Source organism: Spongiibacter sp., assembly GCF_984394615.1.
Window position 1 is genome coordinate 22,390 of record NZ_CFHTQA010000020.1, and the last position, 15,212, is coordinate 37,601.

The window sequence follows — 15,212 nt, forward strand, 5'->3', positions numbered from 1 at the left end:
ATGCGGGGCTTTTTTATACTGCTCGTGACTACAACAATAATGCCAACGAGGCCCCATGACTGCACAGCGATTCCTGATCGCCGACGATCACCCGCTTTTTAGATCGGCGCTTCGCGGCGCACTGATCACCGCCTTCCCCTCCGCCACGATCGATGAAGTCGGTGATATTGAGGCCTTACAACGCCAAGTGTCGGAAGATGCCGACATCGATCTGCTATTGCTGGATTTGAAAATGCCCGGCGCACAGGGGTTCAGCGCCCTGATCCACCTGCAAGCCCAACACCCCGAGATTCCGGTCATGGTGGTGTCAGCCTCGGAAAGCGACGATGTGATGTGCCGCGCCATCGACCACGGCGCGAGTGGCTTTCTTCCCAAAAGCAGTTCGCCGGAACAGATCAGCACCGCCATTGAACAGGTGCTGGCCGGGCAGCGCTGGCTCCCGGAGAATGTCAGTTATCAAGCCATGCGCAGCAATGAGGAAAAGACGATTGCCGACGTGGTTGCCAGCCTGACGCCACAGCAATTCCGGGTAGCCAGTTACCTCGTTCAGGGACTGCTCAACAAGCAGATTGCCTGGGAACTGAGCGTTACCGAAGCCACGGTCAAAGCCCATATCACCGAAATTTTCAGAAAACTCGGTGTGCACTCCCGCACGCAGGCCGTATTACAACTCAGTCAGCTGGATGTCAGCCCCGAAGTGCTTAACTGAAGGCTCGCCGAATCAATACCGCTCAACAAAAAAAGGCCGCGCAAACGCGCGGCCTTTTCGTCGTCAGGCGGACAATTATCGCGTAATCAGTGCCAGCTCGACATCGCGGTCCAATACGGCCCACCAGGCGCGCTGCGACGCGTCATAGCCCAACAGTTTCTCGTCATCACAGCCATCGGCCAGACTCGGGGGCGCCGTATCGAGATAATCCTGACTCCATGCGCCGTCGACAATACAGGCCTCATCACTCAACGCCTGCCACTGATCTGCATCGCGCGTTGCAAGGATAACCCCGGTCGCCTCCATGCCCTCGGGCATCTGGAATTGAACCGCATAGCGATCCGCCGCGGCGTTAGCAATATTCCAGCTTTGTGTCGCCGTTGCTGGCAATAACTTCGGAGCCTTGGCACGGCCATCCGGCTGCGAGAACGCCAAGCCCGTATCGACATCCATCTGCTTGAGGCCGCCATAGGCGCCCTGATAGACACCGGTCTGATTCTGCATGCCGCTGATAATCAGGCGATCGCTGGCAGTGTCGGCAAGCGCCGGTTGCCAGCTCATGGTGACGTGCTCTTTCAAGTCGATGGTGGTTTCCGGAATGAGCAGAACATTTTCGTTTTCATCCGGCACCACGCGATAGAGGTTGTTCAGGTTCGGCGTCCAGCTCTCGTGGTACTGGTATAGCCACTGATATGCGAGCCGTGTCAGATCCATCAGGCTTTCCGCACGCGTGAACCCCGGTACAAATTCCATATCACGGGTCCGGCTGTCAGTACGGTTAAAGGTGTTATTCACCCCACCCACCAGCTGCGCACTCGACCCGTCATCAGCGAGACAAATGTCAGTGATATATTCCGGCTGGAAAACCAGAACCGACCGCGTCCCTTCCGGAATGGAGTTGGGATAAATCAGTGTTTCGCAGCGATTCTTGCCACGCGAGAATTTATCCAACAACTGCCAGTCAGCCGTGAATGCCTGATCAGGCGCATTGCTCGTCGCCTGATGCTCGGCGTAATAAGCGCGATAATCGACACGGTCTCCTTCAAACTGCAGCAATGCCGAGTTCACGTCGAAGTGGTCAGAACCGTTACCTTCGCTGAAGGTGGCGTTTTTCTGAGCCACGATGGCCTGCACCAGCTCGCGCTCGCCATAGCGGAACTCATAGCCTTTATAAGACGCGTTACCCGCCATAATCTGGGTATACGCGCCCATTTGATAGTTGCCGCCTGACGGCGTTGAACTCGCAGGAAGCGTCGTCTGCATCGTGGTCGCAGAGACCAGCGAACGCTGGTACTGGTGCTCATGCCCCTGCACATAAATCACGTCGTGCTCAGAGAAAAACTCGCGGATATCTTTCTGAACACTGAAGACCCAATCGTCGCCTTTGGTTCCCTCAACGATTTGCTCGCGAGTTTGACCGTATTTCGCCCCGATAAGCCCATCGTGGCTGGCCACCACAATGTGATCAACGCGGTCAGCCGTGTCGGCCACAACATCTTTAATCCAGCTAATCGCCAGTGGCAGGTTGTAGTAGGCCAGGCCGATAACCAACACGTTATCGCGAACAACATAGTAGTTGACCCACTCGTAACCCGGCATATGCACGGCGTCGTCCGGAATGTAGTTGCGCATCGTGGCGATCCATTCCGTGGTGTAGGCATAGTTCATCTCGTGATTTCCCATCACCGGCATGAACTCAATACCCTGATCGCGATAGGTATCGGCAACGGATGTCCACTCAGCCCACTCAATCGAGCTGCCTTTATCCGTAAGGTCACCGACGGCAATAACCATGTCGACACCTTCATTCGCCTGATGCGCCAACACCGCTTGCATCGGGTGCATGGCAACATGCGCCTGACCCTGTGCGTCAGAGCCACCCTGAGTGTCTGGCAGAAGACCGATAACAAAGGGCTCTAAGGGCGTGCTCGTCTCGGGTGGATCACCGGCGGCGTCGCGCTGTGAGTTGTTATTATCGTCATCTGAGCTACAGGCGCTGATCGCGGCAGCAAGCAGCAAACCGCCTGCAATATTTCGCTTGCGTGGAGAGAAAATCATAATTTAGTCCATTTAACTGAAAGTGAGGTGCGCTCGAATTTTGCGCTTAGAAGAAAATTTCGCGACCATTACACCGCGCAGTTATGACACTTCAGTTAAGTCTTTCTTGCTCGAGAGCGAAGCTTTTATGACAAGGATGCGCCATTGCAGAATTGCAATAGTCCTTCATGAAAGTGCTGAGAAAATATTGTGAAGAGCGCCCATTAGGGCGCTCAATGAGTCTTAGTCGGCGCTGTTTTTGCGTTTATCACGCTTCTCTTTGCGCTTGTCTTTCAAACTCTTTTGCGGGGCTTTCTTCGCTTTTTCCCTGGACATATCCATCACTCCAAGTGATCCGGGGCAGCCCCTTGCCGCGCCGCTCCACTGGAGCCGCCCCGATTATCATTAACTCAGTTAACTGTTTGCGGCGCAGAGGCAACTGCATTGGCTAATTCTCCTTTATCGGCGGATTTATAAATGTGGATGACGCGGAAAGAGAGGCGCTGGCGACCCAGAAAAACAAGGCAGCCTTGCCCCTGCTCCAGCTGGTAAATCGCCCGACCCAGCGGCGAAAACACGGAGAGCGCAGCGTCTGCAGACACCCCCGGCATGACCAGTTTAAAACTCAGTCGCTGGCCATCGCTGAGCGACTCCAGCAATACCTGGTCTCCCAGAGACACACCGGACGAAGGCTGCGCTGCCGCTCTGTCGAGACGACACAACATTGCCAGCAGCTCTACAGGCTGGCTGAAAAGGCTAAGATCAGAATAGACACGACGCAGCGAACACTGCGACGACTTGAAAAAGACGAACTGCGAGAACATCTCGACCTCCCCTGTAAGTGACAAGAATTTGCCGCTTGCCGGAAGGGAGGCGCGCTTCCTTCCGGCTTAGGGGAGAAATTTCAGAGGGGCAAATTCAACCTTGCGAAGATGTTTCATTTATGTGGAAGTCCTCGAATGAGGACCCAGCATAGCCTGCAAAAAATAAAAGGCAAGCCCACAACCAACACCTACTAACGATATTGCTGAGCCTTACAACTTAACCGCCAGTGTTCTCATCAGCGAACGCAGTGCTGCAGGCTTCACCGGCTTGGCAAGGAAACGATACCCCGCCTCTCTGACCCTGTTGCGCAACGCATCATCATTGTCTGCGCTGATGACAATGGCTCTCAGTGACTGCTCCCAGTGCACACTAAGCGCATTGAGCAAATCCAGGCCAGTCTCACCATGGTCCAGGTGGTAGTCCACCAGCACGAGGTCAGGAGGCTCAGGCTGCCGCCATTGGCTGAGCGCTTCACGCAGCGAAGCCACCGCCAGGGTCTGGCATTCCCACTGAGATAACAGGCTTTGCATACCGGCACGGATGGCCGCCTCGTTGTCCACACAGAGCACGCGTAACCCTGCCAGCTCGGAATGAACGACATTGGCAGGCGCCACGCGCTTCTGACGGCGAGCCGAGGAGATCGGCACATTGATGGTGAATACCGTGCCATGCCCCTCTTGCGTCGTAAACTCCATGGCATGCCCCAACATCGCGCTGATACGCCGGACAATCGACAGCCCCAGGCCAAGCCCGCCTTCGGTTTCGCGGTGCGCTGCTTCGGCGGCCCGCTCAAACTCTTCAAAAATACGCTGGCGATCCGCCTCGGCAATACCCGGCCCGGTATCGAGTACCTGTATAGCCAGGTACTCTCCCCGGCGCCGACAGCCGAGCAGCACCTTGCCCTCCGGCGTGTAGCGCAGGGCATTGCCCAACAAATTCTGAATAATCCGCCGCAACAGGTGTTTATCGCTGTACACCCATTCGGAACAGGGCGCCACGCGCAAACGGAGTCCGGTGCGCTCGGCAATAGCCGAAAACTCGCGCCCCAAGGTATCCAGCAAACCCTGTACCGGAAACTCTTCACGCTTCACCTGCAGGCGGCCGGAATCGAGACGTGAAATCTCCCGCAGGGAGGTAATCAAGGTTTCCGCACTCGCCAATGCCTCATCGATATGAGAGACCTCATCGCGCAGACTATCGTTGTCACTGGCGTCCACTTTATGCGCCAATGCCGCGGTAAACAGCCTCGCGGCGTTGATAGGCTGCAACAGGTCGTGACTGGCGGATGCCAGGAAGCGGTTCTTACTGGCGTACACCGCGTTCAACTCTCGTTCAATGCGTGCCCGGGTGGCATTTTCCTCGGCCAGAGAGTCATTCACCGCTTCCAGCTCTGACGTGCGCGCCGCCACACGCTCTTCCAACTGGGCTTTGGCTGACTCCAGCTCATTGAAAATAGCGCGGTACTCACTGATGTCGGTATAGGTGGTGACATAGCCGCCATTCGCCATCGGCGTGCCACAAATCTCAACCACCAAGCCATTGGGCAGGTTGCGCTCGAGTCGGTAGGGTTGCGCGCCCTGCAGCAGCGACAGTCGGCGCGTGATCGCGGCATCGATATCGGCATCGGCATCCTGTAAATAGCCGCGCTCGGCGTTGTACTGATAAATACGGGCTATTGGGCAGCCGACATACAACAGCCGCTCGGGGAAATTAAACAGATCTACATAACGCTGATTCCAGGCCACCAGATTAAGGTTGGCGTCGACCACACTGATCCCCTGAGGCACGGTTTCCAGAGTGATCTGCAGCAGATCCTGGCCGAACTGAATCTGCCGAGAGGTATTGCCGATCAGGCTGACAAATTCGTCGATATCCAACGGTCGGCGTTTGGCCAACAGCTCTAAGGTACGGTGGGCCGAGACCGCACCGACAATAGACGCCAGTGATTCTTCAACATCTTTCACAACGAAACGAGGAACCCGGTCGCTTTGGAGCAGGCGGTGACCGAGCCGCTGCTCGAATCGCTGCCACATTTTTTCACAGCGACGCTCGCCGAACAGCGGCACCAGCAAGCGGTGCAATTGCCAGGCTTCGACTGACGTCAGTTCCAGCTCGGCTTCGCGCTGACGCAACTCCACCCGCACTTCGGTAAAGCTCCGGGCCTGCCGGAGATCGATGCTGCTGAAGCGCGAGCGCCGCGACACCAGGATCATGAGCAGCGCATTGACGGCAACACTCCAGAACACACCGTGGCTCAGGCTATCCCCGAACTCGAAGCCGAACAGCGCTTCCGGGCGCAGTGCCGTGATCCCCATGGGACCGCTGACCACCAGAGCGTGCTCCGCACCGAGAATAGCGGGCAGCAGCAGGGTATATGCCCACAGCAGCCCGCCGACCAGCAAACCGGTCACCACACCGCGGGCGTGAGCCCGGCGCCAGTACAAGGCCGCCACCAACCCAGGCGCCAACTGAGAAGCGGCGGCGAACGACAACAGGCCCAGCGAGGCCAGTCCGCCCCGCGCACTGAGCTGCTGCTCCAACAGCCAGGCGGCAAATAACACCGCCGCAATGGCAATACGCCTTACCTGCTGCAGCCAGCGGGCGTTAATTTCATGCCCCTGCCGCAGATACTGCCACAGGGGCACCAGCCACTCGTTACACACCATGACCGACAGCGTCACACAGGCCACAATCACCATACCGGTCGCCGCCGACATGCCGCCCAGCAGGGCCACGACTGCCAGCTCCTGCTTGTCGTGATAAAGCGGCATGGACACCACCAGCATGTCGGCGCTGCCGCCAAAATGCGACAGCGCCTCCTGAGCAACAATCGAAATCGGCGCGATCATCAGGCAGAACAGCAGCAGATATATCGGGAAAATCCAGCGCGCGAGACGCATGTCGCGGCGGCTGTGATCCTCAATCACCATCACATGGAACTGGCGGGGAAGACACACAATTGCCGCCATCGCCAGCAGCACCTGTGTCGTAAACTGACTCCAGTCCGGCCACTCACCCAGTGGCCCCAGAGGAACGGCAACCCCGCTCTTGTAGCTGGACCAGAGCAGGCTGATGGCAAAGGCGCCCACCATGACAAACGCCGCCAGTTTAACGATGGACTCCATCGCAATGGCCGCCATCAGGCCGCGGTGGCGATGCCGCTTGTCGGCGACCCGTGTACCGAAAGCGACCGTGAACAACACCAGAATCAAGGCCGCGACAAAACTCGTGCTGCCGGGATCCGGACTGAGATTGACGCCACCGAAGAAATCGCTGCCAAAACGCTGGGACCCGAGGTCAGCCGCACGCTGATCCCACAGTTGCTCAACACTGATCCACGCCTGGGTGATGGCTTTTAATTGCAGGGCGATATACGGCAGACTGCCGAAGACCGCCAGAAAGGTGACCAGTGCCGCCAGCATCTGGCTTTTGCCGTAGCGCGAACCCATGAAATCGGCAATGGAGGTCACCCGGTTGCGGGTACTCATGACCGACAATCGACGCAAAAATGGCCAGCCGAACAGGAACAGCAAAATCGGGCCGATATAGATGGGCAGGAAGGTCCAGCCATCGGCAGCGGCCTGTCCCACCGCACCGAAGAAGGTCCAGGAGCTGCAATACACGGCCAGGGAAAGACTGTAGATCAGCGGGCGAAAACGGCGAGGCCAGGCATCACGGCGGTCAGCCCACCAGGCAATCAGGAAGAGGATTCCAAAATAGAGGAAGGCCATTAACATGACCCACTGATTCGCCGCCACCGCAAACCCCGTTATTCCTGAGAGATGCCCGCAGTCTACCCCAGCCACCCTCACAACGCATTCGACGAAAGTCGAAGCAGATCATCATCTACATGACGGGAATCACGAGCAGGGAAAGCACAATGTCACACCGGGCAGCGCAACATAACAAAATCGTCACTTCCAAACGATAGAATGCGCGCCTTTCCAGTGTCACACATCGCTTATCACCACCCCGAAAGGAGGATATTTGTGGTCCATTTGCCCACGCCCGTTGCCCGTTTTTACGCACTGCCAGCCGCCGCTCTCTGTCTGTCACTCGCGGCCTGCGGGGGCAGCGGCTCATCATCCAATGATTCGGGCTCGGGGCAGGAACCGCCGGTAACCACCCCAAGCTATTTCACCACCGACTGGCAGCCGGGGACGCTGCCCAGCGCATCGCTGTCATCCCCTCAGGGCCTGTGGCTGGCTACCGATACGCATGTCCATACCGATCACTCTTCCGACGGCTCCATATGGCGGCAAGCCAGCGATGACGCCCTGCCGGGTAATGTGGCGGTCAGTGACCAGATTGGCGAGGCACAGCGCCAGTCTCTGGATTTTCTGGCACTGACCGATCACCGTACCTACGATCAGCACTGGGACCCGGAATGGACCTCTGAGCAACTGCTGCTGATTCCCGGTGAGGAAGCAAACGGCCGCCCCCACGCCAATATTTTTGGTGCAACAGACACGGTGCTCGACGGCCTCAGTCAGGGTAGCGGCATGGAACACAAACCCACCCAGCAGAGCGTATGGGATGCCCACGCTCAGGGCGCAGTGTGGCAAACCAACCACCCCAATCGCGACTGGACCAACGACGACAACAGCCCCAACGACCACGCCAGCACGCTGGGCGTAAACCTGATTGAGGCCTGGAATGTCGCTCAGGATATCGACCTGCAACTGGCCTATGCCGAGCAACGCTGGAATCGCGGCTGGGAAACCGGCATTACCGCCAGCTCCGACAACCACTTCCGCGAGCTGTGGCTGGGCTTTGGTCCCGGCACAGTCAAAACCCATGTATTCACGTCTGCCATCACTGAACGCGGCATTCTCAATGGCCTTCGCGACGGCCATACCGTCCTGAGCGAAGGCGGTAACGCCCCCTTCTTAACCTTGACCGCCGATGGACAGGGCGACGGTATATTTGAAGCCCTCCCCGGCGATGCCGTTACCGTCGCCGCCGGTGACACCGTCACCCTGAAGCTCACCGTAACCGGCAGCAACAGCCTGCAACGCCTGCGTCTTTACGCCGCGCCGGGACGCGACAGCGGCGCCATCAAGGAATTCACGCCGTCTTCGAGCGGCAATAGCTTCAACTTCGACCTTCCCCGCCCAGACACCGACAGCCCCTATTGGGTTTACGCAGAACTGAGTTCGCCGCTTGGTCGCAGACTGGCCCTGACCTCGCCCATTTTTATCCGCCGCAGCGGACTGGACAACGCGCCCCAACCCGAGCAAACCGTGCCCGACACACTCCTGTTAGAAGACAACGCCGCTCTGGTCATGGGTGATCGCGGGCGCTTCTCCGGCTTTGCCGATATCGCGCTGGATGGCGACGACATACCACTGGTTGTCGCCGAACAACACAGTGAAAAAGGCACCAACATCCTGTTTCGCCGCGGCGATAGCGAGACCTTGCACCCCATCAACACCCTGTCCGGCAGCGCCCGCTTCCCGCGCATTGCCGCTAATGGCGACACTGTATGGGTGATTTGGGAAGACGAGCGCCGAGGCCAGATTCCCCGCCGCCCGGAAATTATGCTGCGCGGCTCGATCAACGGCGGCCGCAACTGGGATGCAGAGCACCGCCTGACGGCCGACAGTCAGCGCGCGATACGCCCCGCCATCGCGGTACTCCACGACGGCACTCCCGTTATGGCCTGGAGTGACAATCGCCGTCGCTGTTTCGACCTCTACGTGCAAATCGGCTTGAACAGCGAAGCGGAAAACCTGAGCAGTGAGAAAAGCTGCGAAGGCGCCAGCGCGCTGGACACGCGCAGCAGTCGCGATCCCGCCTCACTGCACCCGGCGATTGCCGTGCTATCCGATGACACCGTGGTCGTGGCCTTTCAGGACAATCGCTTTGACATCAACCCCGGCTGGACCGGCCAGACCGGCTATCACGACGGACTGGAAGGTCTGGACCGCACTGACCCGGATAACTGGGAAATTCTCAGCCGCCGCCGCGACCCCGCCAGTGGCACATGGTCGGAGGCCGTCCGGGTATCCAACAATGGCAGCCCTGACGATGCCTTTCTCGAAGGCAGCCTCGCCGATCGCCACCCGGCAATTATTGCCGACGGCGAGGACCGGCTGGTCGCCATATGGGACGCCAAAGTTCTGGAAGCAGCCGGGGTGAACAGCGGCATTTTTGCCAGCCATTCCGACGACGGTGGCCTGAACTGGACGCCCGCGGTGTCAGTCGGCTCGGAGGACACTGCCATAAGTCAGCGCCCGGCACTCGCGCTGTCGACAGACGGCAGCGTTCAAGCCCTGTGGATGGATAGCCGCGACAGTGACTGGCGTCACCGGATATGGGGAAGCCAGTGGCAGAACGGTGATAGCTGGGCAGTCGCTCGCCGCCTGTCTGGTACTGGCAACGGCGTATGGCCGCGCGCTGCGGGCAATAACCTGGTGTTTGGCTCAGATCGGGGCGCTGACGCGCAAGGCGACCCAACATGGTGGATCCTCCACCGCACGCCGGACACCGTGGGACACACTGAGTCGGAGACTCCCAGCCTCAACGTGAGTGACTGGATCCGCCGACAGTGGCAGAACCTGACGCAGACCGGACGCGAAAGCGACCACAGCCTGCCAATGCCGTAATCGTGATACAGGCGGGGCCAAACGCCCCGTCTGTCGATAAAGGTTTTCTGGCCGGTCGATTTTGCCGCTTAGGAAAAGAACAGCTCTGACAGTCGCTCGCCGGGCTCATCGGCGCGCATAAACGCCTCGCCCACCAGGAAGGCATCGACGCCATGCGCGCGCATCGCCGCCACATCGTCGGCGGTGTGGATGCCGCTTTCGGTGACAACAATACGCTCATCGCCAATCTGCGCCAGCAGCGAGTACGTCGTCTCAAGGCTGGTGTCGAAGTTGTGTAAGTTGCGGTTATTAATGCCCACCAGACGATTGCCCAGTGGCAGACTCCGCTCCAGCTCCTCGGCGTTATGGACCTCAATCAGCACATCCATACCCAGCTCAATCGCCAGCGCATTCAGCTCGGCCATACGCACGTCGTCCAGCGCCGCCACAATCAGCAGAATACAGTCTGCGCCAATCGCCCTCGCCTCGTAGACCTGATAAGGGTCGACAATAAAGTCCTTGCGAATTACCGGCAGTGAACAGGCCGCACGGGCCTGCTGAAGATAGGCTTCGCTGCCCTGAAAGAAATCGGCATCAGTGAGCACCGACAGGCAGGCCGCACCGCCGCGCTCGTAACTGCGCGCAATCTCGGCGGGACGGAAATCTTCGCGAATCACACCCTTGGAGGGCGACGCCTTTTTCACTTCGGCAATGACCGCCGACTGTCCGGCAGCCAGCTTGCTGGCCATGGCCTGGACAAAGCCGCGCGGGGCAGACGCCGACGCAATGTCATCACGCAGCGCCGCAACAGATTTGCGCGCCTGACGCTCAGCCACTTCTTCGTGTTTACGATCAATAATTCGGGTCAGAACCGTCGGCAGGCTCATTGCGTCATTCCTTGGGTAAAGGCGGCTAACTCCTGCATTTTTTCCAGAGCCCGGCCACCGTGAATCACATCTTCCGCCAGCGCCACACCGTTCTTCAAACTGCTGGCGACACCGGCCACATACAGCGCCGCACCGGCATTGAGAGCAATCATATCCGCCGCTTTTTCCGCCGCTTCGTTGTCGCGCTTGCTCAGCGCATTGCGGATCAGCGCCAGCGACGCCTCGCTGCCGTCCACCGACAGACCAATCAGGCTCTGGCTCTTAATGCCGACATCTTCCGGGGTCAGCGTGTACTCGGTGATCTCGCCGTCCTTCAACTCCGCCACCTGCGTCGGCGTCGCCAGACTGATTTCGTCGAGGCCCTCCGAGGAACACACCACCATCACATGTTCCGCGCCCAAGCGGCGCATGACCTCTGCCAGCGGACGACACAGCTCGGGGGTGAAGACGCCCAGCACCATGCGGGTCACCCCGGCGGGGTTGGTCAGCGGGCCGAGAATATTGAAAATCGTGCGCTGGGCCAGGTCCCGGCGCGGGCCGATGGCGTGGCGCATGGCGCTGTGGTGATTCACGGCAAACATAAAGCCGAGCCCCACTTCGCGAATACAGCGCTCCACCTGCTCGGGGCTGAGATCGAGCACAATGCCGGCCTTTTCCAGCAAGTCCGCACTGCCGCTTTTGGACGACACCGAACGATTGCCGTGCTTGGCCACGCGCGCACCCGCCGCAGCTACCACAAAGCTGCTGGCCGAGGACACGTTGAACAGGTTTGCGCCGTCGCCGCCCGTGCCGACAATGTCCACCACGTAGTCCAGGCCGCTGACATCCACCGGCGTGGCCAGCTCGCGCATGACCCGCGCCGCACCTTCAATCTCGTCCAGGCTCTCGCTTTTCATGCGCAGGCCCATCAGAAACGCGCCAATCTGTGCCTCGCTGCACTGGCCGGTCATAATGTCGCGCATCACCGCCTGCATTTCCTCGGTGGTCAAATCCAGCTGTTTGATGACTCGCGCCAGTGCGCCTTTGATATCCATGGTTTCGCTCATTATTAGCGCTCCAGAAAATTCTTTAACAATGCGTGACCCTGCTCGCTCAGAATCGCCTCGGGGTGAAACTGCACGCCCTCGATATCCCATTCGCGGTGGCGCAGCCCCATAATCTCGTCGACCTCGCCATGCTCGTCCGCCGTCCAGGCGGTCACTGCCAAACAGTCCGGCAAAGCGGCTGACTCAACGACCAGCGAGTGGTAGCGGGTAGCGGTAAACGGCGCGGGCAAGCCACTGAACACACCCTCACCGCGATGGTGAATAGCCGAGGTTTTGCCGTGCATCACCCGGCGGGCGCGAACCACGCGACCGCCAAATACCTGGCCGATACACTGGTGGCCCAGGCACACACCGAGAATCGGTATTTGCCCGGCGAAGGCCGCAATCGCCGCCATCGATACGCCCGCCTGGTCCGGCGTGCAGGGACCGGGCGAGATCACCAGGTGACTGGGCGCCAGCGCGCGAATCTCGTCAACGCTGATCGCGTCGTTGTGCACCACCTCTACCGCCGCGCCCAGCTCGCTTAGATACTGCACCACGTTATAGGTAAAGGAGTCGTAGTTGTCTATCATCAACAGCATTGCGGCTGCTCCCGCCTGAAAGCCCCGGACCGACCGCACCGGATGCGAAGCGGCATTGTACGCAAGCCCCGCCGTGAAAACATCTGCGACACCGCGCTTGAACTTGGCGCGATTTGTGATAGTGTACTAGTACATGAATACATCGCGCAACACTATGGATAAACACTACCAGCGGGAATTGATCGAACACCTGCTGACGGCCCGTGATCCGGACAGCCTCGAACAGCTGCTCAGCGACCTGCTGACCCCGTCCGAGCTGCTGGAGATCAGCAAGCGCCTGCAGATTTTCAAACTGCTGGCCGCCGGCTTGCCGCAACGCCAGATTGCCGAACAGCTCGGCGTTGGGATTGCCACCGTGACCCGTGGTTCCCGCGCCCTCAAACAACATTCACCGGAATAAGCGCCCTTATGAGCCAGACACCGCCGCGCATTTCACTGCCGCGCAAACCCCACTACACCACGCTGACGGCAGACTGCGATTTCTTCAGCCTGTTTAAAAAGATCGAGCGCCGCTACGACAACTGCTTTTATCTGGAGTCGCTGGGCGAAGACAGTCATATTGCCCGCCATTCGATTATCGGTTTCGATCCGGAAAAGCTGCTCTACGCCAACGGCAATACCCTGACCATTGAAGAGCGCGACGGCAGCAAGGTCGACTACCCCAGCGAGAATCCCTACCAGCTGCTGCGCGAGATCGTTCCCCAGAACATCATCTCGCGCAAATACGCAGGCGGCCTCACCGGCTATCTGGGCTACGACGCGATGAACTACTTCGAGCCCAGCCTAAGCATTCAGCACAGCGAGCTGTTCGATGCCTTCCGCTTCGGCCTGTTCAAAGACGGCCTGATTCTCGACAAGATGACCGGTGAGGTTTTCTACTTTTACTACAGCGACAGCCGTCTGGCAGAAATCGAGGCCCTGTTGAGCGCCGACGACGTGGTGAACGGCCCGTTGAAAATCACCGCCATGGGCGAAACCATGAGCCGCGAAGATCATCGCTCAGCAGTGATGAAAGTGAAGCAGGATATTATCGACGGCAAAATCTTTCAGACCGAAGTGGGCTTTAAAAAGCGCTTCAAGCTGGAAGGCGACACCATCAATATTTACGAGAAGATGCGCGAGATTAACCCTTCGCCGCAGATGTACTACGTAAAATTCGGTCAGCAGAAACTGATTGGCGCCAGCCCCGAGTTGCTGTTCCGCCTGCGCCAGGGCGAGATGGAAACCTTTCCACTGGCGGGCACCACCAAGCGCGGCGCCGACGAAAAAGAAGATACCGCACTGGCCCGCACCCTGCTTAACGACCCCAAGGAAATTGCCGAGCACAATATGATTGTTGACCTGCACCGCAATGATATCGGCCGGGTCGCCGAGTTTGGCACGGTGAAAGTGCGCAGCCTGATGGACATCAAACGCTTCAGCCACGTGCAGCATATTTCCAGCGAAATTGTGGGCATTATCGCTGAGGGTGAAGACATGTTCTCGGCACTGGCGAGTAATTTCCCGGCGGGCACCCTCACCGGCGCGCCCAAAATCGAGGCGATGAAAATTATTAACGCCCTGGAAAACGACGGTCGCGGCCCCTACGGCGGCGCGGTCGGCCACTTCTCCTTTAACGGTGACTGCACCTTTGCCATTCCGATTCGCACGGTGTTTGCCAACGGTGAGGAGGCCTACGTGCAAACCTGTGGCGGCAACGTCTACGACTCCAACCCCGACGATGAGTACGAAGAAATCGTGCGCAAATTTGCTGGCACCAAAAAAGTCTTGGATGCCTTTATGGACCACAGCGCCGACCAGGGGGCCGCATCGTGAAAGTACTGATTATCGACAACTACGACTCCTTTACCTACAACCTCTATCAGTACATCGGCGAAATTCTCACCTCCGAGAAAAACCGTGGCGCGGTGGACGATTTCAGCATTGTGGTGAAACGCAACGACGAGCTGAGTCTCGCGCAAATTCGCGAAATGCAGGCCGACCGGATTATTGTCTCACCCGGCCCGGGCTCGCCGGATGACGAGCACTATTTCGGTGTTTGTGCGCAGGTGATTGCCGAACTGGGCAAAACCACGCCGCTGCTGGGCGTCTGCCTGGGTATGCAGGGCATTGTCCATGTGTTCGGCGGCAAGGTCGTTAAAGCCCCGCGGCCCATGCACGGCAAAATCAGCCCCATCAGTCATAACCGTCAGGGCATGTTCGCCAACATTCCCGATCAACTGGAAGTGATGCGCTACCACTCACTGATGGCCGAGGCCGAATCCTTCCCCGAGTGCTTGCAACTGACAGCGCTGGTCGGCGACTTCCCGGCCAGGGAATTCGATAATTTATCGCGCATCCGTCAGGGCGGTGATTTTGAAATCATGGGAATTCAGCACCGCGACTACCCTATCTTCGGCATTCAGTTTCACCCGGAATCCTTTGCGACCGAGGGCGGCAAGGAGCTGATTCGCAACTTTCTGTTCGCTTGAAGACGACTGTTAGCGGGTGACGTTTTACACCCGCTACATCACACTTTCATCAAACTGCCATACTTTTCC

The 15,212-nt window shown here is 58.6% G+C and carries 11 protein-coding genes; 5 read left to right on the forward strand and 6 right to left on the reverse strand.

Features of this window, described 5'->3' with window-relative positions:
- Positions 1-55: 55 nt before the first annotated feature.
- Positions 56-709: a response regulator gene (locus AC5DB9_RS09280; RefSeq protein WP_272990279.1), complete on the forward strand. Its 654-nt coding sequence runs from the start codon at positions 56-58 to the stop codon at positions 707-709.
- Between the two features lie 75 nt (positions 710-784).
- Here AC5DB9_RS09280 and AC5DB9_RS09285 read toward each other — a convergent pair whose 3' ends face one another.
- From AC5DB9_RS09285 to AC5DB9_RS09295, 3 genes are all read right to left on the reverse strand, one after another.
- Complete coding sequence (locus AC5DB9_RS09285; protein WP_272990275.1) at positions 785-2,767, reverse strand: metallophosphoesterase family protein; 1,983 nt, start codon at positions 2,765-2,767, stop codon at positions 785-787.
- A 389-nt stretch (positions 2,768-3,156) separates the two neighbouring features.
- Positions 3,157-3,570, reverse strand: a complete 414-nt coding sequence (locus AC5DB9_RS09290; RefSeq protein WP_272990273.1) for a GreA/GreB family elongation factor — start codon at positions 3,568-3,570, stop codon at positions 3,157-3,159.
- A 210-nt stretch (positions 3,571-3,780) separates the two neighbouring features.
- Complete coding sequence (locus AC5DB9_RS09295) at positions 3,781-7,329, reverse strand: PAS domain-containing hybrid sensor histidine kinase/response regulator (protein WP_483263598.1); 3,549 nt, start codon at positions 7,327-7,329, stop codon at positions 3,781-3,783.
- Between the two features lie 231 nt (positions 7,330-7,560).
- On the opposite strand from AC5DB9_RS09295, the gene AC5DB9_RS09300 reads away from it, so the two are divergent.
- The gene (locus AC5DB9_RS09300) at positions 7,561-10,179 is read left to right on the forward strand and encodes a CehA/McbA family metallohydrolase (RefSeq protein WP_272992022.1); all 2,619 of its coding nucleotides are present in this window, start codon (positions 7,561-7,563) and stop codon (positions 10,177-10,179) included.
- Positions 10,180-10,247: 68 nt separating this feature from the next.
- Here AC5DB9_RS09300 and trpC read toward each other — a convergent pair whose 3' ends face one another.
- From trpC to AC5DB9_RS09315, 3 genes are read right to left on the reverse strand one after another with little or no spacing between them, the layout of a single operon-like run.
- Positions 10,248-11,045 carry an indole-3-glycerol phosphate synthase TrpC gene (trpC, locus tag AC5DB9_RS09305; RefSeq protein ID WP_272992020.1) on the reverse strand — a complete coding sequence of 266 codons (798 nt, stop codon included), beginning with the start codon at positions 11,043-11,045 and terminating at the stop codon, positions 10,248-10,250.
- A complete protein-coding gene (gene trpD / locus AC5DB9_RS09310; RefSeq protein ID WP_272992030.1) occupies positions 11,042-12,079 on the reverse strand; it encodes an anthranilate phosphoribosyltransferase in 1,038 nt (345 codons plus the stop codon). Before trpD ends, trpC begins: the two co-directional genes overlap by 4 nt.
- Before the next feature lie 14 nt (positions 12,080-12,093).
- A complete protein-coding gene (locus AC5DB9_RS09315) occupies positions 12,094-12,672 on the reverse strand; it encodes an anthranilate synthase component II (protein ID WP_022959428.1) in 579 nt (192 codons plus the stop codon).
- A gap of 133 nt (positions 12,673-12,805) precedes the next feature.
- On the opposite strand from AC5DB9_RS09315, the gene AC5DB9_RS09320 reads away from it, so the two are divergent.
- The 3 genes from AC5DB9_RS09320 to AC5DB9_RS09330 are packed head-to-tail and all read left to right on the forward strand — an operon-like array spanning position 12,806 to position 15,143.
- Positions 12,806-13,072 (forward strand): Trp family transcriptional regulator, encoded by a 267-nt coding sequence (locus AC5DB9_RS09320; RefSeq protein WP_022959429.1) that lies wholly within the window; start codon positions 12,806-12,808, stop codon positions 13,070-13,072.
- 8 nt (positions 13,073-13,080) lie between these two features.
- Positions 13,081-14,487, forward strand: coding sequence for an anthranilate synthase component I family protein (locus tag AC5DB9_RS09325; protein WP_272992017.1), 1,407 nt, complete (start codon positions 13,081-13,083; stop codon positions 14,485-14,487).
- Positions 14,484-15,143, forward strand: coding sequence for an anthranilate synthase component II (locus AC5DB9_RS09330; RefSeq protein ID WP_272992014.1), 660 nt, complete (start codon positions 14,484-14,486; stop codon positions 15,141-15,143). Before AC5DB9_RS09325 ends, AC5DB9_RS09330 begins: the two co-directional genes overlap by 4 nt.
- The last annotated feature ends 69 nt before the right edge of the window (positions 15,144-15,212 follow it).